24 protein-coding genes and 2 riboswitches are annotated in these 22,754 nt (G+C 69.6%); of the genes, 5 read left to right on the top strand and 19 right to left on the bottom strand.

Translation table 11 applies throughout. The features are described from left to right. Positions 1–40 precede the first annotated feature (40 nt). The gene (locus tag FPZ41_RS16955; protein WP_322620335.1) at positions 41–778 is read left to right on the top strand and encodes an ABC transporter permease; all 738 of its coding nucleotides are present in this window, start codon (positions 41–43) and stop codon (positions 776–778) included. A 174-nt stretch (positions 779–952) separates the two neighbouring features. Here FPZ41_RS16955 and FPZ41_RS16950 read toward each other — a convergent pair whose 3' ends face one another. The 3 genes from FPZ41_RS16950 to FPZ41_RS16940 all read right to left on the bottom strand — a co-directional run bounded on the left by FPZ41_RS16950 (position 953) and on the right by FPZ41_RS16940 (position 3,316). Further along, positions 953–1,651, bottom strand: coding sequence for an SDR family oxidoreductase (locus tag FPZ41_RS16950; RefSeq protein ID WP_152863477.1), 699 nt, complete (start codon positions 1,649–1,651; stop codon positions 953–955). A 95-nt stretch (positions 1,652–1,746) separates the two neighbouring features. Beyond that, positions 1,747–2,286, bottom strand: a complete 540-nt coding sequence (locus FPZ41_RS16945) for an LOG family protein (protein ID WP_152863475.1) — start codon at positions 2,284–2,286, stop codon at positions 1,747–1,749. A gap of 154 nt (positions 2,287–2,440) precedes the next feature. Continuing rightward, positions 2,441–3,316, bottom strand: a complete 876-nt coding sequence (locus FPZ41_RS16940; protein ID WP_152863473.1) for a class I SAM-dependent DNA methyltransferase — start codon at positions 3,314–3,316, stop codon at positions 2,441–2,443. Positions 3,317–3,357: 41 nt separating this feature from the next. On the opposite strand from FPZ41_RS16940, the gene FPZ41_RS16935 reads away from it, so the two are divergent. After that, positions 3,358–3,681, top strand: a complete 324-nt coding sequence (locus tag FPZ41_RS16935) for a DUF427 domain-containing protein (RefSeq protein ID WP_322620332.1) — start codon at positions 3,358–3,360, stop codon at positions 3,679–3,681. A gap of 51 nt (positions 3,682–3,732) precedes the next feature. Here the strand turns inward: FPZ41_RS16935 and mnmA are convergent, their stop codons facing one another. Then, positions 3,733–4,863 (bottom strand): tRNA 2-thiouridine(34) synthase MnmA, encoded by a 1,131-nt coding sequence (gene mnmA / locus FPZ41_RS16930; RefSeq protein ID WP_152863471.1) that lies wholly within the window; start codon positions 4,861–4,863, stop codon positions 3,733–3,735. Between the two features lie 60 nt (positions 4,864–4,923). Between mnmA and FPZ41_RS16925 the strand changes: the two genes are divergently transcribed. Next, the gene (locus FPZ41_RS16925; protein WP_152863469.1) at positions 4,924–5,622 is read left to right on the top strand and encodes an N-acetylmuramoyl-L-alanine amidase; all 699 of its coding nucleotides are present in this window, start codon (positions 4,924–4,926) and stop codon (positions 5,620–5,622) included. 23 nt (positions 5,623–5,645) lie between these two features. Here FPZ41_RS16925 and FPZ41_RS16920 read toward each other — a convergent pair whose 3' ends face one another. The 4 genes from FPZ41_RS16920 to FPZ41_RS47090 all read right to left on the bottom strand — a co-directional run bounded on the left by FPZ41_RS16920 (position 5,646) and on the right by FPZ41_RS47090 (position 8,252). Then, positions 5,646–6,092 (bottom strand): SRPBCC family protein, encoded by a 447-nt coding sequence (locus FPZ41_RS16920; RefSeq protein WP_152863467.1) that lies wholly within the window; start codon positions 6,090–6,092, stop codon positions 5,646–5,648. Positions 6,093–6,510: 418 nt separating this feature from the next. Beyond that, complete coding sequence (locus FPZ41_RS16915; protein WP_152863465.1) at positions 6,511–7,680, bottom strand: cysteine desulfurase family protein; 1,170 nt, start codon at positions 7,678–7,680, stop codon at positions 6,511–6,513. Positions 7,681–7,780: 100 nt separating this feature from the next. Further along, complete coding sequence (locus FPZ41_RS16910) at positions 7,781–8,050, bottom strand: DUF4190 domain-containing protein (RefSeq protein WP_152863463.1); 270 nt, start codon at positions 8,048–8,050, stop codon at positions 7,781–7,783. A gap of 34 nt (positions 8,051–8,084) precedes the next feature. Then, on the bottom strand, positions 8,085–8,252 hold the full coding sequence (locus FPZ41_RS47090; protein WP_194236118.1) for a hypothetical protein: 168 nt from the start codon (positions 8,250–8,252) through the stop codon (positions 8,085–8,087). A 157-nt stretch (positions 8,253–8,409) separates the two neighbouring features. Here FPZ41_RS47090 and FPZ41_RS16905 point away from each other — a divergent pair, with 157 nt between their 5' ends. Beyond that, entirely contained in the window at positions 8,410–9,036 is a 627-nt protein-coding gene (locus FPZ41_RS16905) for a TetR family transcriptional regulator (RefSeq protein ID WP_152863461.1), read from the top strand. Between the two features lie 5 nt (positions 9,037–9,041). On the opposite strand, the gene FPZ41_RS16900 is transcribed toward FPZ41_RS16905, so the two are convergent. From FPZ41_RS16900 to FPZ41_RS16850, 11 genes are all read right to left on the bottom strand, one after another. Further along, positions 9,042–10,013, bottom strand: a complete 972-nt coding sequence (locus FPZ41_RS16900) for a helix-turn-helix transcriptional regulator (RefSeq protein WP_322620331.1) — start codon at positions 10,011–10,013, stop codon at positions 9,042–9,044. A gap of 87 nt (positions 10,014–10,100) precedes the next feature. Beyond that, on the bottom strand, positions 10,101–10,955 hold the full coding sequence (locus FPZ41_RS16895; protein WP_152863457.1) for a thioesterase family protein: 855 nt from the start codon (positions 10,953–10,955) through the stop codon (positions 10,101–10,103). A gap of 25 nt (positions 10,956–10,980) precedes the next feature. After that, the gene (locus FPZ41_RS16890; RefSeq protein ID WP_131559947.1) at positions 10,981–11,676 is read right to left on the bottom strand and encodes a trimeric intracellular cation channel family protein; all 696 of its coding nucleotides are present in this window, start codon (positions 11,674–11,676) and stop codon (positions 10,981–10,983) included. Positions 11,677–11,741: 65 nt separating this feature from the next. Further along, the gene (locus FPZ41_RS16885; RefSeq protein ID WP_228022779.1) at positions 11,742–13,055 is read right to left on the bottom strand and encodes an ABC transporter ATP-binding protein; all 1,314 of its coding nucleotides are present in this window, start codon (positions 13,053–13,055) and stop codon (positions 11,742–11,744) included. A gap of 23 nt (positions 13,056–13,078) precedes the next feature. Continuing rightward, a complete protein-coding gene (locus tag FPZ41_RS16880; RefSeq protein WP_152863455.1) occupies positions 13,079–14,176 on the bottom strand; it encodes an ABC transporter ATP-binding protein in 1,098 nt (365 codons plus the stop codon). Then, positions 14,173–15,174, bottom strand: coding sequence for an ABC transporter permease (locus FPZ41_RS16875; RefSeq protein WP_322620329.1), 1,002 nt, complete (start codon positions 15,172–15,174; stop codon positions 14,173–14,175). Before FPZ41_RS16875 ends, FPZ41_RS16880 begins: the two co-directional genes overlap by 4 nt. Before the next feature lie 126 nt (positions 15,175–15,300). Then, positions 15,301–17,064: an ABC transporter substrate-binding protein gene (locus tag FPZ41_RS16870; RefSeq protein ID WP_152863453.1), complete on the bottom strand. Its 1,764-nt coding sequence runs from the start codon at positions 17,062–17,064 to the stop codon at positions 15,301–15,303. A 99-nt stretch (positions 17,065–17,163) separates the two neighbouring features. Continuing rightward, positions 17,164–18,165: an ABC transporter permease gene (locus tag FPZ41_RS16865; protein WP_131559939.1), complete on the bottom strand. Its 1,002-nt coding sequence runs from the start codon at positions 18,163–18,165 to the stop codon at positions 17,164–17,166. A 375-nt stretch (positions 18,166–18,540) separates the two neighbouring features. Beyond that, the gene (locus FPZ41_RS16860) at positions 18,541–19,332 is read right to left on the bottom strand and encodes an enhanced serine sensitivity protein SseB C-terminal domain-containing protein (protein ID WP_322620328.1); all 792 of its coding nucleotides are present in this window, start codon (positions 19,330–19,332) and stop codon (positions 18,541–18,543) included. A gap of 173 nt (positions 19,333–19,505) precedes the next feature. Further along, complete coding sequence (locus FPZ41_RS16855; RefSeq protein WP_152863451.1) at positions 19,506–20,282, bottom strand: enhanced serine sensitivity protein SseB; 777 nt, start codon at positions 20,280–20,282, stop codon at positions 19,506–19,508. Positions 20,283–20,411: 129 nt separating this feature from the next. Beyond that, positions 20,412–21,098, bottom strand: coding sequence for an AAA family ATPase (locus tag FPZ41_RS16850; protein ID WP_152863449.1), 687 nt, complete (start codon positions 21,096–21,098; stop codon positions 20,412–20,414). Positions 21,099–21,318: 220 nt separating this feature from the next. Continuing rightward, positions 21,319–21,426: riboswitch (glycine riboswitch) on the top strand. Then, positions 21,427–21,551, top strand: a riboswitch (glycine riboswitch). It abuts the riboswitch before it with no gap. A 40-nt stretch (positions 21,552–21,591) separates the two neighbouring features. On the opposite strand from FPZ41_RS16850, the gene gcvT reads away from it, so the two are divergent. Further along, positions 21,592–22,725 carry a glycine cleavage system aminomethyltransferase GcvT gene (gene gcvT / locus FPZ41_RS16845; RefSeq protein WP_152863447.1) on the top strand — a complete coding sequence of 378 codons (1,134 nt, stop codon included), beginning with the start codon at positions 21,592–21,594 and terminating at the stop codon, positions 22,723–22,725. Positions 22,726–22,754 lie beyond the last annotated feature (29 nt).

Below are 22,754 nucleotides of genomic sequence, written 5' to 3'. Positions count from 1 at the left end.
CGCCCACGGCTCCCGGAGCTGGCGGAACTACCGGAGCGCGATCAACTACCCCCGTACGACGGCGACAGCGACCCGCGTCCTGCGCCAACTGGCCCACGATCCCCGCACCATCGCGCTGATGCTCCTCATCCCGTGCGTGATGCTCTTCCTGCTCCGCTACGTGTTCGACGGAAGCCCGCGCACCTTCAACAGCATCGGCGCATCGCTGCTGGGCATCTTCCCTCTGATCACGATGTTCCTGGTCACGTCCATCGCCACCCTGCGCGAACGCACCTCCGGCACCCTCGAACGCCTCCTCACCCTGCCCCTCGGCAAGGCCGACCTCATCGCGGGCTACGCCCTGGCCTTCGGCACCCTGGCGATCATCCAGTCTGCCCTGGCCACTGGCCTGGCCGTCTGGTTCCTGGACCTGGACGTCACCGGCTCCCCCTGGCTCCTCCTCGTCGTCGCTGTCCTGGACGCCCTCCTCGGCACCGCCCTGGGCCTCTTCATCTCGGCCTTCGCCACCTCCGAGTTCCAGGCGGTCCAGTTCATGCCGGCCGTGATCTTTCCTCAACTCCTCCTCTGCGGCCTCTTCACCCCCCGCCCGGACATGCACCCCGTCCTGGAAGCCATCTCCAACGCCCTCCCCATGTCCTATGCAGTCGACGGCATGAACGAGGTCCTCAAGCACACCGACCTGACCGCCAACTTCATGCGCGACGTCCTGATCGTGGCCGCCTGCGCCCTACTGGTCCTGGCCCTGGGAGCCGCCACCCTGAGACGCCGAACAACATGAGTCGTTTCGCCCCCCGCTCCCCCCCGGGCCCGCCTGATCTCGAAGCGTGAGGCCCGGGGCGGAGCCCTGAGCCCCGAATCCCAGGGCTCCAGGCGACGTAGCCCTCTTGGCGGGGTCGCAGGGGCGGAGCCCCTGGCGATGGGATGGGTAGGGGCGGCGGGGGCGAGGCAACCCTCAGCGACCCGGTCGTACCGTCACGTCATTGATTTCCGCATCCCTGGGGAGATCCAGAGCCATCAGGATCGTCGTCGCCACCGACTCCGGGTCGATCCATCGGGACGCGTCGTACTCCTTGCCCTCCTGCCGGTGGACCTTGGCCTGCATGGGGCTGGCGGTGCGGCCGGGATAGACCGTGGTGACGCGGACGCCGCCCGCGTGCTCCTCGTGGCGGAGCGAGTCCGCCAGGGCCTTCAGGCCGTGCTTCGACGCCGCGTACGCGGACCAGTCGGCGTGGGCGCTCAGACCGGCGCCCGAGTTCACGAACACCACGTGGCCGCGTGCGGTGCGGAGCTGGGGCAGGAAGTGGCGGGTCAGCTCGGCCGGGGAGATCAGGTTGACGTTCAACTGGTGGCGCCAGGACTTCGGGGTGAGCTCGCCGACCGGGCCCAGGTCGACCACGCCCGCGATGTGCAGCAGGGAGTCGACCCGGTCCGGGAGCGTCTGGTGCGAGAAGGCCCAGGACAGCCGGTCCGGCTCCGCCAGGTCACCCACCAGGGTCTTCGCACCGGGAAACTGGGCCGCCAGCTCCTTGGCGCGGCCCGCGTCACGCGCGTGCAGTACGAGATCGTCCCCACGCGCGTGCAGACGGCGGGCGACGGCCGCGCCGATACCGGAGCCGGCTCCGGTGATCACATGTGTAGCCATGCCGGACATGCTCGCACCACCACAGCACACCGGACGACGCCCTCAGACGCATCACCCCGCGATGCATGCGCCCTTTCCGGACACCTCCACGCCCACCGGCCTCATCACCGCGTCCCCAGCGCCTCCTCCAGGTACGCGAGCGCTCCCACCGGCTCCTCCGCGAAGAAGACGAGGTCCGTGAGCGGGCGGGGCAGGAAGCCCTCGTCCTCCATACGCCGGAACTGCTCCTTGAGGCCGTCGTAGAAACCGGCCGTGTTGAGCAGCACGACCGGCTTGTCCGTGTGACCGTGCTTCTTGAGCTCCAGGATCTCGGTCGCCTCGTCCAGCGTGCCGGTGCCGCCGACCATGATCACCACGGCGTCGGCCTTCTCCAGGAGCAGCCGCTTACGCTCGGCGAGGTCGCGCGCGACGATCATCTCGTCCGCCTCGGGCCGCACCCTGGACGCGAGGAACTCGACGGAGACGCCGAGCAGGCGCCCCCCGGCCTCCTGCACCCCGTCCGCGACCACCTTCATGAGTCCGACGTCCGAGCCGCCCCACACGAGCGTGTGCCCGCCCTTGCCGAGGAGCTTGGCGAACTCGCGCGCGGGGCGTGTGTAACGGTCGTCGAGGTCGGCGGCGGAGAGGAAGACGCAGATATTCATGCGTCCACGCTACGGGCCACCACTGACATCCGGGCGGACTTCACGACGCCGGACGTTGCGGTGACTTCAGCCACGTACTTCGGCTGGGGCTTCAGCCACGTACTTCACTGGAGACTTCCGCCATGGGCTTCACTGGAGACTTCCGCCATGGGCTTCACTGGAGACTTCCGCCGTGGGCTTCCGAGCGGCCTTCCGAGGCCGCGTCCGACCGCACGGTCACGCGCATCTTCGACTGGCGGTGCGGAAGCTCCTCCCAGTCCTCCATGAGGCGGGCCGACAGGCCGTGTCGTGCGGCGAGTGCGACGAGGGTCTCGGTCCGGTAGTAGAAGTCCTCGTGCAGGACCTGGTGTTCCCTGCCCTCGGTGCGGTCGAAGGTGAAGTCGAAGAAGCCGCCGGGCGCGAGGACGCGGCCGACGTGCGCGAAGCACTCCTCGATGACATGCCGCGGCGAGTGCGAGAAGACGCTGTGCGCGTGGACCACGTCGAAGCGCGCGTCGGGCAGGAAGGCGAGCGTGAGGTCGTCGGCGAGCGCCAGATACGGCACTTTGGACTGCAGACCCTCGCCCACGAGGGTGTCCTGGGCCGCGAGCAGGATGTCCGGCGAGATGTCGATCCCGTAGTAGTGACCGCTGTCCAGGTGATCGATGAACAGCCGCCCGGCGCGCAGGTTCCCGCAGCCGATCTCCAGCATGCGGTGGTGCGGCCGCAGCCCGTGCCGTACGAGGTAGTCGAACTGCATCCGGCCGAGCTGAGCCCAGCGTTCACGCGACGGGTTGTGCCCCACCGCCGCCTCGACGCTGCGGGCGGTGTCGGAGGCCATCACGGCCCGGTAGTACGCGATGTGGTCGTGTCGGTACCTGAGCCGCAGCCAGGCGTCACGGGCGGCCCGCCGGGCATGGGCGGGGACGCGCTCGGGGTGGCGCACGGCGTAACGGACCTGGTGGGCGAGGGTCCTGCGGTTCCTGGACGGACCGGACCGATCTGCGGCTCCCACGACCACCTCCACAGGGGAAGAACACGTGAGCAGCATGCGCTGTACAGGAAGAGACTGCTACCTGAGGAGGGTCAATCGTGGCCGAGGGACACAGCATCACCATCGAGCAGAGCGCCGAGCACGTACGCGTGGTGCACGACGGACAGGTCCTCGCGGAGAGCACCCGTCCCCTGGTGCTGCGCGAGACAGGTAGCCCCGCGCGCTACTACATCCCCGAAGAGGATGTACGCACGGAGCTGCTCACCCCGTCCGAGACCCACACGCGCTGCCCGTTCAAGGGCACGGCCTCGTACTGGTCGCTCCCGGACGCCCCCGACCTTGTGTGGGCGTACCCCGAGCCGAAGCCGGAGGTCACCGAGATCAAGGGGCACCTGTGCTTCTACGAAGTAGAAGTGGTGTGACCGGGTGCCCGTGACGACACCCGACGAAGGGGGACGGTCGCGGCAACAGGGTCACGCCACCGCGGTCGTCGCCCTCACCGTCGTCGCGATCGTCGCGGAGCCCACCACCCGCGTCCCGTCGTACAGGACGATCGCCTGGCCGGGGGCCACTCCGCGGACCGGCTTCGTGAAGGACACCTCCAGGGTGCCGTCGACCGGTTCCGCCGTGACCTCCGTCTCGCCGCCGTGGGCGCGGAGCTGGGCGGTGTAGGTGCCCGGGCCGGAGGGGGCCGTGCCGCACCAGCGCGGCTTGACCGCCGTCAGCGCGCTCACGTCCAGGGACGCCGCCGGGCCCACCGTCACCGTGTTGTCCACGGGGGAGATGTCCAGCACGTAGCGCGGCTTGCCGTCGGGGGCCGGGGTGCCGATGCGCAGGCCCTTGCGTTGGCCGATCGTGAAGCCGTACGCGCCCTCGTGGGTGCCGACCTTGGTGCCGGACTCGTCGACGATGTCGCCCTCCGCCCTGCCCAGCCGGCGGGCCAGGAAGCCCTGGGTGTCGCCGTCGGCGATGAAGCAGATGTCGTGCGAGTCGGGCTTCTTGGCGACCGCGAGGCCACGGCGCTCGGCCTCCGCGCGGATCTCGTCCTTGGTCGTCACCGTGTCGCCCAGCGGGAACAGCGCGTGGGCGAGCTGCTTCTCGTCGAGCACCCCGAGGACGTACGACTGGTCCTTGGCCATGTCGGAGGCGCGGTGCAGCTCGCGCGTGCCGTCCTCCTTGAGGATCACCTGCGCGTAGTGGCCCGTGCAGACCGCGTCGAAGCCGAGCGCGAGGGCCTTGTCCAGGAGCGCGGCGAACTTGATCTTCTCGTTGCAGCGCAGGCAGGGGTTCGGCGTGCGTCCGGCCTCGTACTCGGCGACGAAGTCCTCGACGACGTCCTCGCGGAAGCGCTCGGCGAGGTCCCACACGTAGAAGGGGATGCCGATGACGTCCGCGGCGCGCCGGGCGTCACGCGAGTCCTCGATGGTGCAGCAGCCGCGCGCGCCGGTGCGGAACGACTGCGGGTTCGCGGACAGCGCGAGATGAACGCCCGTCACGTCGTGTCCTGCTTCCGCCGCGCGGGCGGCCGCGACGGCGGAGTCCACGCCGCCCGACATGGCGGCGAGGACACGGAGGGGCTGGGAACGCTGCGAGATCTCAGTCATAGCCCTTCCAGGGTACGGGGCCGCGGGAACCGGATCCCGCGAGTATCCGTTGACGATCACATGGGGAAACGAAGGTCTCCGGGGAACAAGCCTCCGCGGGACGGTGACCGGCGGATCGGGCGGCGCGCTCTGCTCATCGGCGGGGCGGTGGCCGCCGCGGGCACCGCCGTGCTCGCCCGCGACGAACTCGGGCGGCTGTGGTGGCGCGTGCCGGGCGTGAACAAACCGCGCAAGGAGGGAGAGGTCGACTTCGCTGGCGCCCGCTGGGTGTCGGCGTCGGACGCGAACTGGCGGCGCGCGGACCGGCCCGACGACTACGGAATAGACACGGTGATCATCCATGTCACCCAGGGCAGCTTCGACAGCGCGGTGAAGGTCTTCCAGGACCCGGGGCACGGCGCGGCCTCGCACTACATCGTGCGCGATGACGGCCACATCACGCAGATGATCCGCGAGCTGGACGTGGCGTTCCACGCGGGGAACCGCGAGTACAACGAACGGAGCGTCGGCATCGAGCACGCGGGCTTCGTGGAGCGGGCATCCTCCTTCACGGACGAGATGTACGAGGCGTCCGCGCGGCTCACGGCCCGCATATGCGCGCGCTACGACATCCCGGTCGACCGCAAGCACATCATCGGGCACGTGGAGGTGCCGGGCACGGACCACACGGACCCCGGCACGCACTGGGACTGGGACCGCTACATGCGGCTCGTACGGCAGGAGGTCACGGCGCGGCAGAGGGGCACGGCGGCGACGTGACCCCGCCCGTCGGCGTCACGCGCTCATGCGCCCCCTTCGAGCAGTCTCTTCAGCGTCAGCTCGTCCTGCGGCATCTCCTTACGCGCGTGCGGGCGCATGACGAGCGGGCCGATCACCCTCCCGATGCCGTGCTCCTCGAAGTCGAGGGACAGTGTGAGACGCGACCGTTCGCCCTCGGCGATCGGCTCGATCGTCCCCTTCACATGCCCCCGGATGGGGCCGTCGACGCCGTCGAAACGCCAACTCCTCGGCGGATCCAGCTCGGTGACCTCCGTGGTCATCGGGATCTCCCGGCGACCGATCCGCCGGGTCACCACTACCCGCGAGCCCACGGTCAGAGGGGCGTCCCCCACGGGCCGTACCGAGACGATGCTCTCCTGCCATTCGGGGAGGTGGGCGGGGTTGGTCACGTACGTGAAGACGTCTTCGGGACGACGGGCGATGTCGACGCTTTCCTTGATCGCAGACATATGAGTCCCCTTTGAGTCCTCTTTGAGGCTGCTTACGAAAATCGTCCCATGGCGACGACGGCCCGCAACCCCGGCGGCGTCGCGCACACCCCCACGAAGATCCGAGCAAAAGAGGCAAAGGGGAGTAAAGGGGGTAAAGAGCAAAAAATCATGCTTTCGGGTATTTCCATCCAACGATGGACGTTCTATGTTGATTGGAGGCCTACGAGACGAGTGAGGGAGTTCGACCGGAGTAGCCGACTTGGGCGAGAAGCTTCGGCTTCCGCTGAGGCCGACGTCGACGGTCGAGCCGAGAAGCTGGAAGGTCGAAAGACCGGACGGCGACCCGTCTCGTAGGTCCCTTTGCGTCCAACTTGCATGCCCAGCTTGCCTTGCATGCCCAGCTTGCAATGTCCAGCGTGTATGTCCAGGCGGGTGGCTAGGTCAGACCCGCGTTCCGCGCCCGCTCCACCGCCGGACCGATCGCCTTCGCGAGCGCGTCGACGTCCGCCTCCGTGGAGGTATGGCCGAGCGAGAAGCGCAGGGTACCGCGGGCCAGGTCGGGATCGGTGCCGGTGGCGAGGAGCACATGGCTGGGCTGGGCGACGCCCGCCGTGCACGCGGAGCCGGTGGAGCACTCGATGCCCTGTGCGTCCAGCAGCAGCAGAAGCGAGTCGCCCTCGCAGCCCGGGAACATGAAGTGGGCGTTGGCCGGCAGACGGCCCTCGGGGGACGGATCGCCGCCGAGGATCGCGTCCGGAACGGCCGTACGGACCGCGGCGATCAGGTCGTCGCGCAGGGCGCCGATCTCCCCTTCGAACCACTCGCGCTGCTCGGCGGCAAGACGGCCCGCGACGGCGAACGAGGCCACAGCCGGTACATCGAGCGTGCCGGAGCGGACGTGGCGCTCCTGGCCGCCACCGTGCAGGACGGGTACGGGGCTGTACTCACGGCCGAGGAGCAGCGCGCCGATCCCGTACGGACCGCCGATCTTGTGACCGGAGACCGTCATCGCCGCGAGGCCTGAGGCACCGAAGTCGACGGGGACCTGACCGAAGGCCTGGACGGCGTCGGCATGCAGGGGGACATCGAACTCCCCTGCCACGTCGGCGAGTTCACGAACCGGCATGATCGTGCCGATCTCGTTGTTGGCCCACATGACGGTGGCCAGGGCGACGTCGTCGGGGTTGCGGGCGATGGCCTCGCGCAGGGCCTCGGGGTGGACACGGCCGTGTGCGTCGACCGGCAGGTACTCGACGGTGGCGCCCTCGTGCTCGCCCAGCCAGTGGACGGCGTCCAGCACCGCGTGGTGCTCGACGGGGCTCGCGAGGACGCGAGTGCGGGCGGGGTCGGCATCGCGGCGTGACCAGTACAGACCCTTCACGGCGAGGTTGTCGGCCTCGGTGCCGCCGGCGGTGAAGACGACCTCACTGGGTCGGGCGGCGAGGGCCTCGGCGAGGGTCTCGCGGGCCTCCTCGACGGTGCGGCGGGCCCTGCGGCCTGCCGCGTGCAGCGAGGAGGCGTTGCCGGTGATGCCGAGCTGGGCGGTCAGGGCCTCTGCCGCCTCCGGGAGCATCGGAGTCGTCGCTGCGTGGTCGAGGTAAGCCATGATGACGCCGATTCTACGGGGGCACCTCACAGCAGCCTCGGCCGACGTGGTGCTGGGCACGCGCCTGGTCGTGCTTCGGCCGACGGCCTGCGGGGCACCCCTAGAAGCTCCACGAAACCGTGTTGTCCAGTTGCATCAGCGCGACCAGGACGAGGAGGTCGGCGACTCCGAGCGCGAGCCCGAGGCAGGCACGGCCGCGACGGGTTGTTCCGCGCCACAGGGCCGCGGCGGCCAGGACGACGGCGATCGGGCCCAGGAACGCGTTGAGGACGAGCAGCCCCAGGAGGCCCAGGACGAAGGACGCCACAGCCATGCCGTCGGCGTCCTGGGTTCCGGTGCGGCGGCGTTGCGGTGCGGCGGCGAGTTCCATGATCGGCCAGCTCTCAACAGGAGGATGGAGAGGATCAGTTGGTGGTGGTGCGGCGGCGACGGCCGTGGCGCTCACGGACCGCGAAGACCGCGAGCCAGATGCCGATGACGGCCGCTGCGACGAGGGAGACGGGCAGTGGCGCGTGGGCCACGGCGCCCATGACGACACCCAGCAGCAGGAGGGCGGCTACGAGGAACAGCATGGTGGTGTGCCTCTCTTGTGACTCTCGTTTCTTGTGCCTCTCGTTATAGCTCGGTGAACGATTGTAGGTACAGTTGTTCACTGACTCATCAGTCTAGCCCGTCGTACGGCTTTACGGCGACTTTCCGATCCCGGAGAACAGTTGTTGACTGCATGGCATGAGTCACACCCTCGGCATCCGGCAGGCGCAGAAGCAGAAGACCCGGCAGGCGTTCCTGGACGCGGCGTTGGAACTGCTGGAGGAGCAGAGCCTGAGCAGCCTGGGTCTGCGCGAGGTCACCCGAGCCGTCGGGGTCGCCCCGACCGCGTTCTACCGGCACTTCCGGTCGACGGCGGACCTCGGCGTGGCGCTGGTCGAGGAGGCGCTGGGCAGCCTGCACCCGATGATCGGGGCCACGGTGTCCGCGGCCGGCGACAGCGACCAGCGCATCGCGGGCGCCGTCGAGCTGATCGCCCACCACGTGGACGCGTATCCCGCACACGTCCGTTTCATCGCCCGGGAGCGACACGGCGGTGTTCAGCCGGTGCGGGAGGCGATCGGTGCTCAACTGGCCCGGTTCGCCGAGGAGGTGAGGGCCGAGCTGGCCACACACCCTGAGGCCGAGGGCTGGAGCGATGACGACCTGTTGATGCTCGCCGGTCTCTACGTCGACCAGATGCTGATGACGGCCTCGCTCTTCCTGGCGACCCTGGACGCGCCCGAGCAGGAGCGTGCACGTGTGGCCGACGTGGCGTCCCGCCGTATGCGGTTGATCAGTATCGGCCGCCGCCACTGGCTGGGTTGACAGCCTCATCCCTGGTACAGCTCCGTGACCGAGGCCGCCGCCGCGGCCAGTTCGGCGCGTGCCTCGGGGGGCGAGAGGACCTCCAGCCGGTCGGCGAAGACGAGGAGCCCGCGTACCTCGCCGAGGCGCCCGTAGGACAGGTGCGCGGTGAGCCACTCGCTCCCGCCATCGCCCTCCGGGCCGCCCTCCGGCAGGCCGGTCAGCCACGCGGCCTGGAGACGCAGGAACATGTCGGCGTACGCGCGCCGCACCCGCACCGTGACGTCAATGCCCGTCGGCCGCTCCTCGACCTGGCGCCGCAGCACCTCCCAGACGTCGGCGAGTTCGACGCCGGGGCGGCGCTTCACCGTGTCGCGCAGCACGGTCGCCGACCGTACGCGGTCCGCGCGGAACAGCCGCGGTCTCCCTCGCCGGTCGGCGACCAGGTACCAGACACCCGCCTTGGACACGAGCCCGTACGGGTCGACCGTGTACGTGCTCGGCTCCCTGTCGCCGCTGTGCCGGTAGCTCAGCCGCAGCCGCCGGTCGGCGAAGACGGCGTCCTGCAGCGTCTCCAGGTCGACGGCCTGCCGTGGGCCGCCCTTCCAGCGTGAGGCGTCGACGAGGATACGGCGGCTGATGGCTTCGGCGGCCGGCCGGTGGGGTGCCGGCAGCGCGGCCATGACCTTGCGCAGCGCCGAACCGAGCGCCTCGTCCAGGCCGAGCGCCGCGTGCGCGCCCTGCGCCGCCAGGACGAACAGGGCGCGGGACTCGTCGGCGGTGAGCCCCGTGACGTCCGTACGGAATCCCGCGAGCAGCTCGATCCCGCCGTGTCGTCCACGTTCGGCGTACACGGGCACGCCGGACGCCGACAGCGCCTCGACGTCCCGGTAGATGGTCCGCACCGACACCTCGAGGCGCTCGGCGAGTTCGTGTGCCGGGACGCGGCCGCGGGTCTGCAGCAGCAGGAGGATCGAGAGCAGACGATCGGCCTTCACCGGCCCAGGATTACAGCCCGCACCGACAGCCGGCAGTGGCGAGTCCGAGTCCGATCCGTGACGAGTCTTGGTCGAGCGTGACGAGTCTCAGCCGAGCCGCACGCGCGCCAGCTGCCGCGACTGGGCGACCAGACGGTCGGCGCTGTCCCAGACCTCGGCGTCCTCCTCCAGGAAGCCGCCGGCGAGGTTGCGGGTGGTGATGGAGACGCGCAGGGGGCCCGGCGCCGGCCGGGACCGTACGTGCACGGTGAGCTCGACCGTGGGGACCCACCCGGAGATGCCCAGCTCAAAAGCCGTGGGCGGCAGCGCGTCCACCGCGAGCAGCAGCGAGAGGGGGTCCGCGTCGCGGCCGTCCGCGAGGCCGAACCACGCCCGCATCTCGCCCTTCCCGGACGGTGCGCCGAGCGCCCAGCCGAGCGTCGACGGGTCGAGCTTCAGCATCAGCCGCTCGGTGATGGCCGAGCTGCCGGAGACGGGAGTCGGTCCGTCCTGTGGACCGAAGCAGTCCTCCATGGGCGGGAACACGGGCGGCTGCGCCGTCGTACGGACGTCGTCCGGCAGGGAGTCCAGGTCGCCGTACGAGGCGAGCACACGGATCCGCTCGACCTCGTGGCCGTCCTCGTCGTACTGGAAGAGGGATGCCTGGCCGGTGGAGAGGGTGCGGCCGGTGCGGACGACGTCCGTACGGATCACCGCGGGACCGGGCCGAGACGCCGTCAGGTAGTGCGCGGAGATCGTGAACGGGTCGGAGTGCGGAAGGGCGTCCGCGAGGGCGCGGCCCAGGACGGCCAGGAGGTACCCGCCGTTGACAGCGCTGATGATCGTCCACCCGGCGGAGAGGTCGATGTCGTAGACGCCCTCGTCGCGCCGCGTCACGGCGGTGTCGCGGTCGAACTCACTGTCGCCGACGGTCGCCTGGGTCGCCTCTGTCACCTGGGTCATGGCGGTACCGTACAACAGAAAATTACTAAGCAGTAGCTTTATGCCTGTGTCCCCCCTCCACCTCCTCCGCCTCCACCGCCGACGACCTGCGGTTCCAGGCCCTCGGCGCCCTCCAGTGGAAGTGCATCGCGAGCAGCCGCAGCACGAAGGCGGCCACCGCGGCGAGCCCGGAGGTGAGCGGAGTGAGGGTGTCATAGCGGATGCACAGCACGACCAGGGCGGCACCGGCCATCGCGGGCACCGCGTACAGATCCCGGTCCCAGCGCAGCAGCGACGGCACCTCGTTGGCGAGGACGTCGCGCAGGACGCCGCCCCCGACGGCGGTCGCGAGGCCGAGGGCCGCCGAGGCGGTGAGGCCGAGCCCGTACTCGTACGCCTTCGTCGTGCCCGAGACGCAGAACAGCCCGAGGCCGGCCGCGTCGAAGACGTTCACGCCGGTCTGGATGCGCTCCACCTCAGGGTGGAGGAAGAAGACGAGGAGGGCGGCGAGCAGCGGGGTCAGGAAGTAGCCGAGGTCGGTGAACGCCGCGGGCGGCACGGCCCCGATGACCAGGTCCCGGATCAGCCCCCCACCCAGCGCGGTGACCTCGGCGAGGACGGCTATGCCGAAGATGTCGAAGTTCTTGCGGACGGCCAGCAGGGCGCCGGAGATCGCGAAGACGAAGATGCCGATCAGGTCGAGCGCATGCTGGACGGAAGGGGTGAAGAGTTGCTGGAGCACCTAAGCATTGTTACGCACAGCGGGTGTGCACCTTGCATTACAAGGTGCACACCCGCTGTCAGGCTCTACTTGTCGCCGGAGTCCGACTTCTCGACGCGCTCTGCCTCCGCGCCTACCTCGGCCGCCTCGGCCTGCTCCGACATCTCGGCCACCTCGGTCTGCTCCGCCACCTCGGCCGCGAGCGCCTCGGACGTCTCCGCCGACTCGGCGAGCACCGCGTCCGGCACCAGTTCCCCCGCGTCCTTCGCGGCGGACAGGAGGACCGTGTCCTGCGGCGCCTGGTCCTCGAAGTTCTCCGGGTGGTGGCAGGCCACCCGCTGGCCCGGCTTCAGCTCCAGCAGCGGCGGCTCGGTCGTCCGGCAGATCTCCGTCGCCTTCCAGCACCGCGTGTGGAAGCGGCAGCCGCTCGGCGGGCTGATCGGCGAGGGCACGTCGCCGCGGAGCAGGATGCGCTCGCTCTTGGCCGAACGGCGCTTGGGGTCGGGGATCGGCACCGCCGACATCAGCGCCTTGGTGTACGGGTGCATCGGCGCCTTGTAGAGCGCCTCGCGGTCGGCGAGCTCCACGATCTTGCCGAGGTACATCACCGCGATGCGGTCCGAGACATGGCGGACCACGGACAGGTCGTGCGCGATGATCACATACGTCAGACCGAGCTCCTGCTGGAGGTCGTCCAGCAGGTTGACGACCTGCGCCTGGATCGACACGTCGAGCGCGGAGACGGGCTCGTCCGCGACGACCAGCTTCGGGTTGAGCGCGAGGGCGCGGGCGATGCCGATGCGCTGGCGCTGGCCGCCGGAGAACTCGTGCGGATAGCGGTTGTAGTGCTCGGGGTTGAGGCCGACCACCGACAGCAGCCGCTGCACCTCCTTCTTGATGCCGCCCTCGGGTGTCACCTTCTGGAGGCGGAAGGGGGCGCCGACGATGGTGCCGATGGTGTGGCGCGGGTTCAGCGACGAGTACGGGTCCTGGAAGATCATCTGCACGTCCCGGCGGAGCGGCCGCATACCGCCGACGCCGAGGTGCGTGATGTCCTTGCCCTCGAACTCGACCTTGCCGGCGGTCGGTTCGAGCAGCCGGGTGATCAGCCGGCCCATCGTCGACTTGCCGCAGCCCGACTCGCCCACGACGCCGAGGGTTTCGCCCGCGCGCACCTCGAAGTCGATGCCGTCGACCGCGCGGACGGCGCCGGTCTGGCGCTGGAGCAGACCCTTGCGGATCGGGAAGTGCTTCTGCAGCCCGGTGACCTTCAGCAGGATCTCGCCGGGGGCGGCGTCCTTGGTGAGGGTCGCGCCCGCGGTCTCGCCCCCGGTCACGCTCGAGGCCGCTCCCTCGGTCGCACCCGGTTCCGCGCCGTCGGCCTGTGCAGGGATGCTCAACTCTTTGTCCTCTGCGTTCTCACTCACAGCTTCGGCGCAATCTCTTCGGTCCAGATCCGCTCCCGCTGCTCCTGCGTCATGTGGCAGGCGGCCCAGTGCCGGCCGCCGACCTCGGTCAGCTCGGGCCGGACCGTGCGGGTGACGTTGCCCTTCGGCAGGTCCGCGTACGGGCAGCGCGGGTTGAAGGCGCAGCCGGACGGGATGTTGATCAGCGAGGGCGGGGAGCCCTTGACCGGGATGAGCCGGTCCTGCTGATCGCGGTCGAGACGCGGCATCGAGCCGAGCAGGCCCCAGGTGTAGGGGTGGCGGGGCTCGTAGAACACCTTCTCGGCGGGGCCGCGCTCCACGCACCGGCCGCCGTACATCACCAGGATGTCGTCGGAGAGTTCGGCGACGACGCCCAGGTCGTGGGTGATGATGATGACCGCGGAGCCGAACTCCTTCTGCAGGTCCCGGATGAGGTCGAGGATCTGCGCCTGGACGGTCACGTCGAGGGCGGTCGTCGGCTCGTCCGCGATGAGCAGCTCGGGGTTGTTGACCAGCGACATCGCGATCATCGCGCGCTGGCGCATACCGCCGGAGAACTCGTGCGGGTAGTTGTCGACGCGCTTGTCCGGCTGGGGGATGCCGACCCGGTCGAGCATCTCCACGGCACGGCGTTTGGCGGTCTTCTTGTCCACGTCGTGGTGGGTCCGGTACGCCTCCACGATCTGCTGGCCGATCGTGTAGTACGGGTGCAGGGCCGACAGCGGGTCCTGGAAGATCATCGCCATCTCGCGACCGCGCAGCTTGCGCACGTGGTCCGGGTCGGCGGAGAGCAGTTCGGTGCCGTCCAGCCAGATCTCACCGGAGATCTGTGCCTTGCGCTTGCCGTACTGGCCCGCGGTGTGCAGGCCCATGATGCCCAGCGAGGTGACCGACTTGCCGGAGCCGGACTCGCCCACGATGCCGAGGGTCTTGCCCTTCTCCAGCGAGAAGCTGAGCCCGTCGACGGACTTGACCAGGCCGTCGTCGGTCGGGAAGTGCACCTTCAGGTCGCGTACTTCGAGGAAGGCGGAGGGGGCGGGAGAGTCGGCGACGGGTTCTCCGACGGCCGCTCCCGTCTTGTTCAGTTCGGTCATCCCAGCCTCACTCGCGGGTCGATGACGGCGTACAGAAGGTCCACGACGAGGTTGGCGACGGCGATCGCGAGGGCCGCGAACAGGGTCACGCCGAGGATCACCGGCAGGTCCTTGCTGCTGATGGCCTGGACCGCGGCGAGCCCGAGGCCGGGCAGGTTGAACGTCGACTCGGTGAGTACGGCGCCGCCGAGCAGTACACCGATGTCGAGGCCGAAGACGGTCAGGATCGGCGTCATCGCGGAACGCAGGGCGTGCCGGGTGATGACGACGCGCTCACCGAGGCCCTTGGCGCGGGCGGTGCGGATGTAGTCCTCGCCGAGCACCTCCAGCATGGTGGCGCGGGTGAGGCGGGCGTACATCGCGGCGTTGAGCAGGGCGAGCACGATCCACGGCAGCAGCAGCGTCTCGAACCAGACGCCGACGGGGTCGTCGGTGCTCAGGTTGTCCGTGATCTGCACCCAGCCCAGGCTGTGCACGAAGATGCCCATCGCGACCATGCCGGTGAAGAAGATCGGCAGGGAGACACCGCCGAGCGCGACGGTCATCGCGCCGCGGTCCCAGATGGTGCCCCGCTTGAGCGCGGAGACCACACCGGTGGCGACACCTGCGGCCAGCCACAGGACGCAGGCGCCGGCGGCGAGCGCGCCCGTGACGGGCAGCGCGTCCTTGAGGGTGTTCCACACCGGCTCCTCCGTGACGAAGGAGTAGCCGAAGCAGGGGGCCGGGCACTGGGTCACGTCGTTGCCGTTGGCGAACTCGCGTCCCATGGGGATGCCCTTGACGAACTCCCAGAACTGCGCGAGCAGCGGATCGTCGAGGCCCAGCTTGGTGCGGATGCCCTCGACCTGCTCGGCTCCCGTGGCCTTGCCGGCGAAGAGGACGGCGATGTCCTGTCCCGCCCACCTGGGCAGCATGTAGAAGACGGTGAAGGTCGCGAGCAGTACGACCAGCACCATGATGACGACGGCGATCAGGCGCCGGATGAGATAAGCAAGCACTGTGCGCGGCCCGGCGGCGGCCGGAACTCCTCGTGGGAGTCCCGGCCGCCGCCCGGGGCCATCACCTGCCCTTCGGACTGGCGGGATTCGGCGGCGAGGAAACGGTCGGCTACGGCAGTTCGGCGGTTACTTCGTGACGCCGAGCATGACGTAGTCGTAGCGGCCGTTGTACGCGGCGGACGAGTAGACGTTCGTCAGCCGCGAGCCGCGCCAGGAGATGTTCTTCTCGTAGATGAAGGGCATCCAGTCGGCGTTGTCGAGGAGGCGCTTGTTCATGTCCTCGTAGATCTTCTTGGCCTCGGCCGGGTCCGTCGACGCGATCGCGTCATCGAACATCTTGTCGATGGCCTTGTCCTTGATCTGCGACTCGTTGTAGTTGCCGTTCGGGAAGATGAAGCGGCTGTCGAACAGCGGCTGACCGTAGCCCTGGCCGGTCGGGAAGTCCGGGCCCCAGCCGGTCATGGTCATGCCGTAGCCGCGCTCCTTCACGACCTTCGGCGAGCCGGTGATGCTGGAGGACTGGGCGCCGTCGATCGGGTCGACCTCGACCTTGATGCCGACCTTGCCCAGCTGCTCCTGGAGCGCCTCGGCCGCGTCGACCTCGCCCGGGTTGTTGTTACGGGCGGTCAGCTTGGTGGAGAAGCCGTTCGGCTGGCCGCACTCCTTCAGCGCCTCCTTGGCCTTCGCGATGTCCGGCTTGCCCTTGCGGGCGAGGACGCCGTACGGGTCGTAGTCGGTGTAGCCGGGAATCGACTTCGGGAAGACCGAGTTGGCGATCTCACCAGCGGCCACCTCGCCTCCGCGCACCTGCTGCAGACCCGCGAAGTCCGTGGCGTAGAAGACCGCCTTGCGGCAGTTGGCGTCGTCGAACGGCTTCGCCGTGTGCACGAGCGCCACGTAACGGACGAACGACGTCTGGATGTTGTCGAGGCTTTCCTTGTGCTCCTGGATGGCGCTGACGCGACCCGACTGGGTCATGCCGGTGCCGTTGACGTCGAGGTCGTAGTCGCCTTCCATCAGCCGCTTGTCGTTCTCCTCCAGGTTGGCGGAGATCGTCACGGTGATCTTGTCCGGGAGGGCCGGGCGGAGCGGGTCCGAGGACTTCTTCCAGTTGGTGTTGCGGACCAGGACCAGGCTCTTGCCCGCCTGGCGCGACTCGACCTTGTACGGACCGGAGGAGAAGGGCTTGTTGGTGTACTTGGCGCCGGTGTCCTCGCTCTGCTTCACCGGGGCGCCGGTGGGCATTGCCAGGAACTGCTCGAAGTCACCGTTGGGCTTGGGCAGCTTGAAGACGACGGTCTTGTCGTCGGGCGTCTCGATGGCCTTCAGGCCCAGCTTGTCCTTGGACTTGTCCTTGTACGGGCCGGGGTACTCGCCCTCGGGGTCCAGGGTCGTCCTGAGGTAGGGGGTACCGCCGGTGATGACGTCGGTCGCCCAGATGCGCTCGATGCCGTACTTGACGTCCTTGGAGGTCAGCGTCGAGCCGTCCTCCCAGGTCAGGCCGTCACGCAGCTTGTAGGTGTAGGTCTTGCCGTCGTCGGAGACCTCGGCGGGGCCGGTGGCCAGGTCGCCGACCAGCTTGTTGGAGGCGTCACCCGGCTTGGTGTCGTACGTGACCAGGGTGCGGGTGAAGAACCGCATGAAGTCCCAGGTCATGCCGTAGTAGGAGCGCTGCGGGTCCAGGGAGTCGAAGTCCTGCTTGCCTATGAACTTCAGCGTCCCGCCCTTCTTGGTGGACGCGTTGACGACCTTGTCCAGCCCGGCGTTGTAACCCGCGCCCTTGTCGCTGCCGTTGTCGCTGTCGCCGTCACCGCCGCCGCACGCCGTGGTGGTCACCAGCGCGGCGACTACGAGGGCCGCACCGGCAGCAAGCCGTCGCTTGGAAAGCATCTCTTCTCTAACCTCCGAGATTCGCGGTCCCGGTCCTGAGCCGGAGAACCATGGGATCAGCCACCTGACGGTGCGGCAGGGGCAAGTCGTGTGCGGGCCCTAGCGGGTGCCCTTGGGGTCCAGCGCGTCGCGCAGACCGTCTCCGAAGAGGTTGAACGCGAGGACGGTGACGAAGATGGTCGCGCCGGGGAAGACCATGAACATCGGGTCGTGCTCGTAGGTCTCCAGCGCGTCGCGCAGCATGCCGCCCCAGGACGCCGTCGGCGGCCGCACACCCGCGCCGAGGAAGCTGAGCGCCGCCTCCGTGAGGATGTTGGTGGGGATCATCAGCGTGGCGTAGACGAGGATCGGGGCGACCAGGTTGGGCAGCAGCTCCCGGAAGAGGATGTGCCGCCGGCCGCCGCCGAGGCTGCGCGCGGCCTCGACGTACTCGCGCTCACGCAGGCTCAGGGTCTGGCCGCGCACGATGCGGCCCACGTACGGCCAGCCGAAGAAGCCGATGACCAGGACGAGTACGGCGATCCGCACGCCCGAACCGGTCAGGCCCAGCAGGTCGTCGGGGAGCACCGAGACGAGGGAGATGATGAAGAGGAGCTGCGGGAAGGAGAGCAGCACGTCCATGGTGCGGCTGATCAGCGCGTCGATCCAGCCGCCGAAGTAGCCCGCGATGATGCCGAACAGGGTGCCGAGCGCCACGGCGACGACGGCGGCGAGGAACGCCACGAGCAGGGAGATCCGGGCGCCGTAGACGATGCGGCTGAACACGTCGCGGCCCTTGTTGGGCTCGACACCGAAGAGGAAGTCGCTGCTCACGCCGCCCCACGCGCCCTGCGGCAAGTTGGTCAGCGGGTCGAGCTTGTCCTGGTTGAACTGGTTCGGCGGGTGGCCGAGCAGACCGACGATCAGCGGGGCGAACACGGCGACCAGGGTCAGGAAGAGCACGAAGGCGCCACCGGCGAGCGCGACCTTGTCCTGCTTGAGACGGTTCCAGGCGATCTGTTTGAGGGACCGGCCCTCGACCTTCGTGGCGCCTGTCTCCGCCGGGTCGGCAGGAGCAGTCGGGGCCGCTTCCGCGGTCGTGTCGTGCAATGGCGCCGTCATCTGGCAGGGACCCCTCTCAACCGGCGGTGACCGGCCCGCGCTAGCCGCTGTAGCGGCCTGATCGTCCGTCGTGGTCAGGGGTTCGGACCCCTGCTCGTACTCAGGGGTATAGACCCCCTGATGCGGGAGTCTTCAACGCTTCGCCGATCTGTTGCCAGCCTTGACGGCGAATGGATGCCTAAACGTGATGCTGCCCTCGGGTTTCCGTTATCCGGACGTCACACAACGTGAGTCGGACGCGGGGCAGTTGGGACATAAGATGTTGCGGCTTACATTTACCCGCGTAGATTCGGACATGTCCCGTAAAAAAGTCGGGAGCTTCTGTGGGTGTACTGTGAACGGCAGTTGAGGAGCTGTGAAGAGCGTCCGGGGTTCTCAGTACACGCCCGGGTATCCGTATCCGCCCGCCGCGGGAGCCTGGGCCGGGGCCACGTGCGCCTCGCGGTCGTAGAAGGGGCGGGCGTTGGCGCGCAGCCACATCGCCACCGGGTCGTACTCGTCGGACATCGCGACGGTCGAGACGGGCAGCCCGTCCGGGACCGCGCCGATGGACTGCTGCATCATCGCCCGCACCGAGTCCACGGCCGGGGGCGAGGTGTCGTACACGTCGAGACCGATGGCGAGGTACGGCGCGCCGAGCGCGGGCTGCACCCAGGCGCGGCGCAGTGAGCGGACGGCCGGGGTGCGGTGGGCGTTCTGCGTGAGCAGGGCGTAGAACTGCGAAATCTCGATGCCCGGTTCGGAGAGCCGCAGCGGGCCCGCGGGCTGGCGTTCGAGGCCGGTGGCGATCCGGCGCAGGTCCAGCCAGGGGATGCCGACGCCGCCGCCCGGCGCGTGCGGGTTCAGCCAGAGCCCGTAGTGGTCGGGGTACAGGGTGCGGGCCACGTCGAGGCCGTCGACCACTTCGTAACTGCGGTTCCAGCCGCTGGCCGAGAGCTCCTGGGCGGAGGTGACGCACGGGGCGTATCCGTGGCCTTCCACCTCCATGTTCCCGTACTGGGCGTCCGGGGAACCGGCCTGGCCGTGCCACAGCAGCATCCAGACCTGGCCGGAGGACGGGGTCGCGAGCGCGCGCAGCAACGCCTCGTAGGCGTCGTAACGCCCGGGCGTCACCTGGCGCAGCATGTGGTCGACCTGGCCGGTCGCGGCGGTGCCGCTGGCGCTCACCTTTTACCGCCCCTTCAGTTGGACCCGCGGAATATGAAACCAGCTTAGGCGCTGGGCCGGGATAGCCGGTGGCAGCTCGGGGCCAGGTGTGATCTGCGGACTGCGGGCTCGTCGTGGCTTGTCGCGCAGTTCAACGCGCCCCTTACGGGCCGCGCCCCTTTCAGGGACGCGCCCTAGTAGCCCTGCTGATGGAACGGCCGTACCTTCTCGCGCATCCACTCGCCCACCGGGTCCTGGGCCACGTCGAGGAAGACCATGTTCACGGCGTACCTCACGGGGGCCTTGGCCAGCGCGCGTCCCAGGGCGTCCAGGGGCAGGGCGCGGTCGGTCTCCCAGGAGGCCAGTTCGACGCCGATGAACATCACCGGGTCGGCGGTCTCGATGGCGGCCAGGCAGCGGCGGGCGCTGAGCACGACGCCTGTCCCGGCGAACTCGGCCGAGGCCGAGGTGAGGAAGTCCACGGGGTCGTCCTGCCAGTCCGGCTCGAACAGCCGTACCCTGGCGCCGCTCGCCGCCCCGTCCAGCGGGGTCCGCCCGGCCCGGCACAGCTCGGCCACGGCGGGCGGCGGCAGCGGTACACCGACCACGCCGTCCGGGTTCACCGCGATACCGACGTGCGGGGGCAGCCCGCGCGCGAACTCGACCGCGGGCGCGATCGTGTACGACATGTGGTTGCCGACGACCTGGCGGAACTGCTCCTCGGAACTGAAGACCGGCACATACGCCTGCCCCTCGATCTGCGTCGTCGGCAGGTCGAGCGGGCCACTGCGCGGGCCGCCGCCCTCGGGCAGGGGCACCCACAGGAAGCTGCGGGCGAGCACCTCCACGATCCGTCCGCCCGCGCTCGGCTGGCCGAGGGCTGCCGAGAGCACCTCCTCCAGCTCGTTGCCGGGCCATCCGCCGTGCGGGTGGGGGTGTGCCTGTGCCGGGAAGTCCGCCGGGATATCCATCTGCTGCCTACCGCTTGTTCTCCGAACCGCTGCTGTGACAGAACCCTAATGGGCGCATCGGGGCCCGCGCCCCTGTGCAAGCCGCGAACAGCCCGAGGCGCGGGGCGCGGCCCCGGGCAGCACGGCCCCTCACCCCGCGAAGTCGATCCGCTTCAACACGCCCGCCGCCGCCCGGTCCAGCAGCACGGCGCCCCCGCACCCCTCCGGCAGCCGCCCCTTCTCCACCGACCGCAGCAGCCGGGCCGTCGCCGCCCGATGCCGCGCGAAGGCGTAGTGCGACACCCCGCGGCCGCGCTCCCGCTGGCCCTCGCGCGCCTCGTCGGGCGTGACGTCGAGGAGCAGCAGATGCAGCGTGCCGCCCCGGCGGCGGGCCTCACGGGCGAGCCAGCCGCGCACCCAGGCCTGCGTGCCGCAGTCGTGCACGACGACACCGGCGCCGGAGCGCAGGGCGCGGTGCAGTCCCGCGTAGTGACCGATCCGCACGAAGGGCCGGTAGAGCGCGTACGGCAGGACGCGGGCCAGGCGCGCGTCCCAGCGGTCGCGGGTGTCCTGGGAGTCGATGCGCGGGCCGTACACCGCCCGCCGCATGAGGGTCGACTTGCCGCTGCCGGGGAGTCCCGTGACGACGACGAGGTCTTTCGCACCGAAGGTCAGTCCATGAGGACTGCGGCCCGAGCGCTCCCGCAGGTCGCGGACGACCGCCGTCCGGAACGGCCCGCACGCCTCCCCGGCCGGGGCCGTCCGCCGCTCGGGCAGCGCGATGCCATAGGTCGTCGCGTACGCCGTGGTCCTGTTCACCGTGATCGTCCTCCCCATGGGTCTGGAGTCCCATCCCCCTAGAGTGTAAAGAGAAGGTAATACCCACCGCCTGCCTTTTCTGTTCTCGTACCGCCACAGCCCTGCTACAGAACGCTGTGCCTCGCCGTGAATCCTGTGCGCCGCCTGTGCGAGGCCTTCCGGCCACCCGTGCGGGCGGCCCCTGCCGTGCCGGACCGATGCGTGCAATGATGTGCGCGCCAACTGCATACCGGCCGCTTGAATCCGCGCGGGAGAGTTCCCAGCCGAGTACGACGCGTACTTCTGGGGCGCCGAAGGAGCAAGTCCCTCCCTTGAATCTCTCAGGCCCAGTCACCGCGCGGGCGAGGCACATCTGGAAAGCGAGCCGCCCCGGACTCACGGGCGTGGCTCCACCCAAGGTGCAAGCCGTGACCAACCGGGACATCCATGGTCATGGCGAACCTCTCAGGTTCCGATGACAGATGGGGAGGAACTGACCTCGCCTTCCCCCGTCTTCCTGGGAGCAGAACCGATGAGCAGCAGCCCTCTCCGCCGTACCGCGCTCGATGCCCTGCATCGCTCGCTCGGCGCGACGATGACCGACTTCGCCGGCTGGGACATGCCCCTGCGGTACGGCTCGGAGCGTGACGAGCACAACGCTGTCCGCACCAGGGCGGGCCTCTTCGACCTCTCGCACATGGGCGAGATCACCGTGACGGGACCACAGGCGGCGGCACTGCTGGACCACGCGCTGGTCGGCAACATCGGGGGCGTACGGGTCGGCCGCGCCCGCTACACCATGATCTGCCGCGAGGACGGCGGCATCCTCGACGACCTGATCGTCTACCGGCTGGCCGAGACCGAGGCCGGGTCTTCTCACTACATGGTCGTCGCCAACGCCTCGAACGCCCAGGTGGTGCTGGACGCGCTCATGGAGCGGTCCGCCGGCTTCGACGCCGAGGTGCGCGACGACCGGGACGCCTACGCCCTGATCGCCGTCCAGGGCCCCGAGTCCCCCGCCATCCTCGCCTCCCTCACCGACGCCGACCTGGAGGGCCTGAAGTACTACGCGGGCCTGCCCGGCACGGTCGCGGGAGTGCCCGCCCTCATCGCCCGCACCGGCTACACCGGTGAGGACGGCTTCGAGCTGTTCGTGAAGCCCGAGCACGCCGTCGAACTGTGGCAGGCGCTGACCAAGGCGGGCGAGGGCGTCGGCCTCGCCCCCTGCGGGCTGTCCTGCCGGGACACCCTGCGCCTGGAGGCGGGCATGCCGCTGTACGGGCACGAGCTGTCGACCTCGCTCACCCCCTTCGACGCGGGCCTCGGGCGGGTCGTGAAGTTCGAGAAGGAGGGCGACTTCGTGGGGCGCGAGGCGCTCACCGAGGCCGCCGCCAGGGCCGGGGCCAACCCGCCGCGCGTCCTCGTCGGCCTGGTCGCCGAGGGCCGGCGCGTCCCGCGCGCCGGGTACGCCGTGGTCGCCGACGGCACGGTGATCGGCGAGGTCACCTCCGGGGCGCCCTCCCCCACCCTCGGCAAGCCGATCGCGATGGCGTACGTCGACGCCGCGCACTCCGCGCCCGGCACGCCCGGTGTCGGCGTGGACATCCGGGGCACCCACGAGCCGTACGAGGTCGTGGCACTGCCGTTCTACAAGCGGCAGAAGTAGCAGAAGCAACAGAAGCAGAGGAAGCGGAG

Source organism: Streptomyces acidicola, from assembly GCF_009377235.1.
Taxonomy (GTDB): domain Bacteria; phylum Actinomycetota; class Actinomycetes; order Streptomycetales; family Streptomycetaceae; genus Streptomyces; species Streptomyces acidicola.
Note: the sequence above shows the minus strand (reverse complement) of the source record. Positions and strands in the feature narration are given on the sequence as shown.

Coding starts and splice junctions, on each gene's coding strand:
- FPZ41_RS16950 (WP_152863477.1), bottom strand. CDS start 1,651: ATGTCCGGCATGGCTACACATGTGATCACCGGAGCCGGCTCCGGTATC.
- FPZ41_RS16945 (WP_152863475.1), bottom strand. CDS start 2,286: ATGAATATCTGCGTCTTCCTCTCCGCCGCCGACCTCGACGACCGTTAC.
- FPZ41_RS16940 (WP_152863473.1), bottom strand. CDS start 3,316: ATGCTGCTCACGTGTTCTTCCCCTGTGGAGGTGGTCGTGGGAGCCGCA.
- mnmA (WP_152863471.1), bottom strand. CDS start 4,863: ATGACTGAGATCTCGCAGCGTTCCCAGCCCCTCCGTGTCCTCGCCGCC.
- FPZ41_RS16925 (WP_152863469.1), top strand. CDS start 4,924: ATGGGGAAACGAAGGTCTCCGGGGAACAAGCCTCCGCGGGACGGTGAC.
- FPZ41_RS16920 (WP_152863467.1), bottom strand. CDS start 6,092: ATGTCTGCGATCAAGGAAAGCGTCGACATCGCCCGTCGTCCCGAAGAC.
- FPZ41_RS16915 (WP_152863465.1), bottom strand. CDS start 7,680: ATGGCTTACCTCGACCACGCAGCGACGACTCCGATGCTCCCGGAGGCG.
- FPZ41_RS16910 (WP_152863463.1), bottom strand. CDS start 8,050: ATGGAACTCGCCGCCGCACCGCAACGCCGCCGCACCGGAACCCAGGAC.
- FPZ41_RS47090 (WP_194236118.1), bottom strand. CDS start 8,252: ATGCTGTTCCTCGTAGCCGCCCTCCTGCTGCTGGGTGTCGTCATGGGC.
- FPZ41_RS16905 (WP_152863461.1), top strand. CDS start 8,410: ATGAGTCACACCCTCGGCATCCGGCAGGCGCAGAAGCAGAAGACCCGG.
- FPZ41_RS16895 (WP_152863457.1), bottom strand. CDS start 10,955: ATGACCCAGGTGACAGAGGCGACCCAGGCGACCGTCGGCGACAGTGAG.
- FPZ41_RS16880 (WP_152863455.1), bottom strand. CDS start 14,176: ATGACCGAACTGAACAAGACGGGAGCGGCCGTCGGAGAACCCGTCGCC.
- FPZ41_RS16870 (WP_152863453.1), bottom strand. CDS start 17,064: ATGCTTTCCAAGCGACGGCTTGCTGCCGGTGCGGCCCTCGTAGTCGCC.
- FPZ41_RS16865 (WP_131559939.1), bottom strand. CDS start 18,165: ATGACGGCGCCATTGCACGACACGACCGCGGAAGCGGCCCCGACTGCT.
- FPZ41_RS16855 (WP_152863451.1), bottom strand. CDS start 20,282: ATGGATATCCCGGCGGACTTCCCGGCACAGGCACACCCCCACCCGCAC.
- FPZ41_RS16850 (WP_152863449.1), bottom strand. CDS start 21,098: ATGGGGAGGACGATCACGGTGAACAGGACCACGGCGTACGCGACGACC.
- gcvT (WP_152863447.1), top strand. CDS start 21,592: ATGAGCAGCAGCCCTCTCCGCCGTACCGCGCTCGATGCCCTGCATCGC.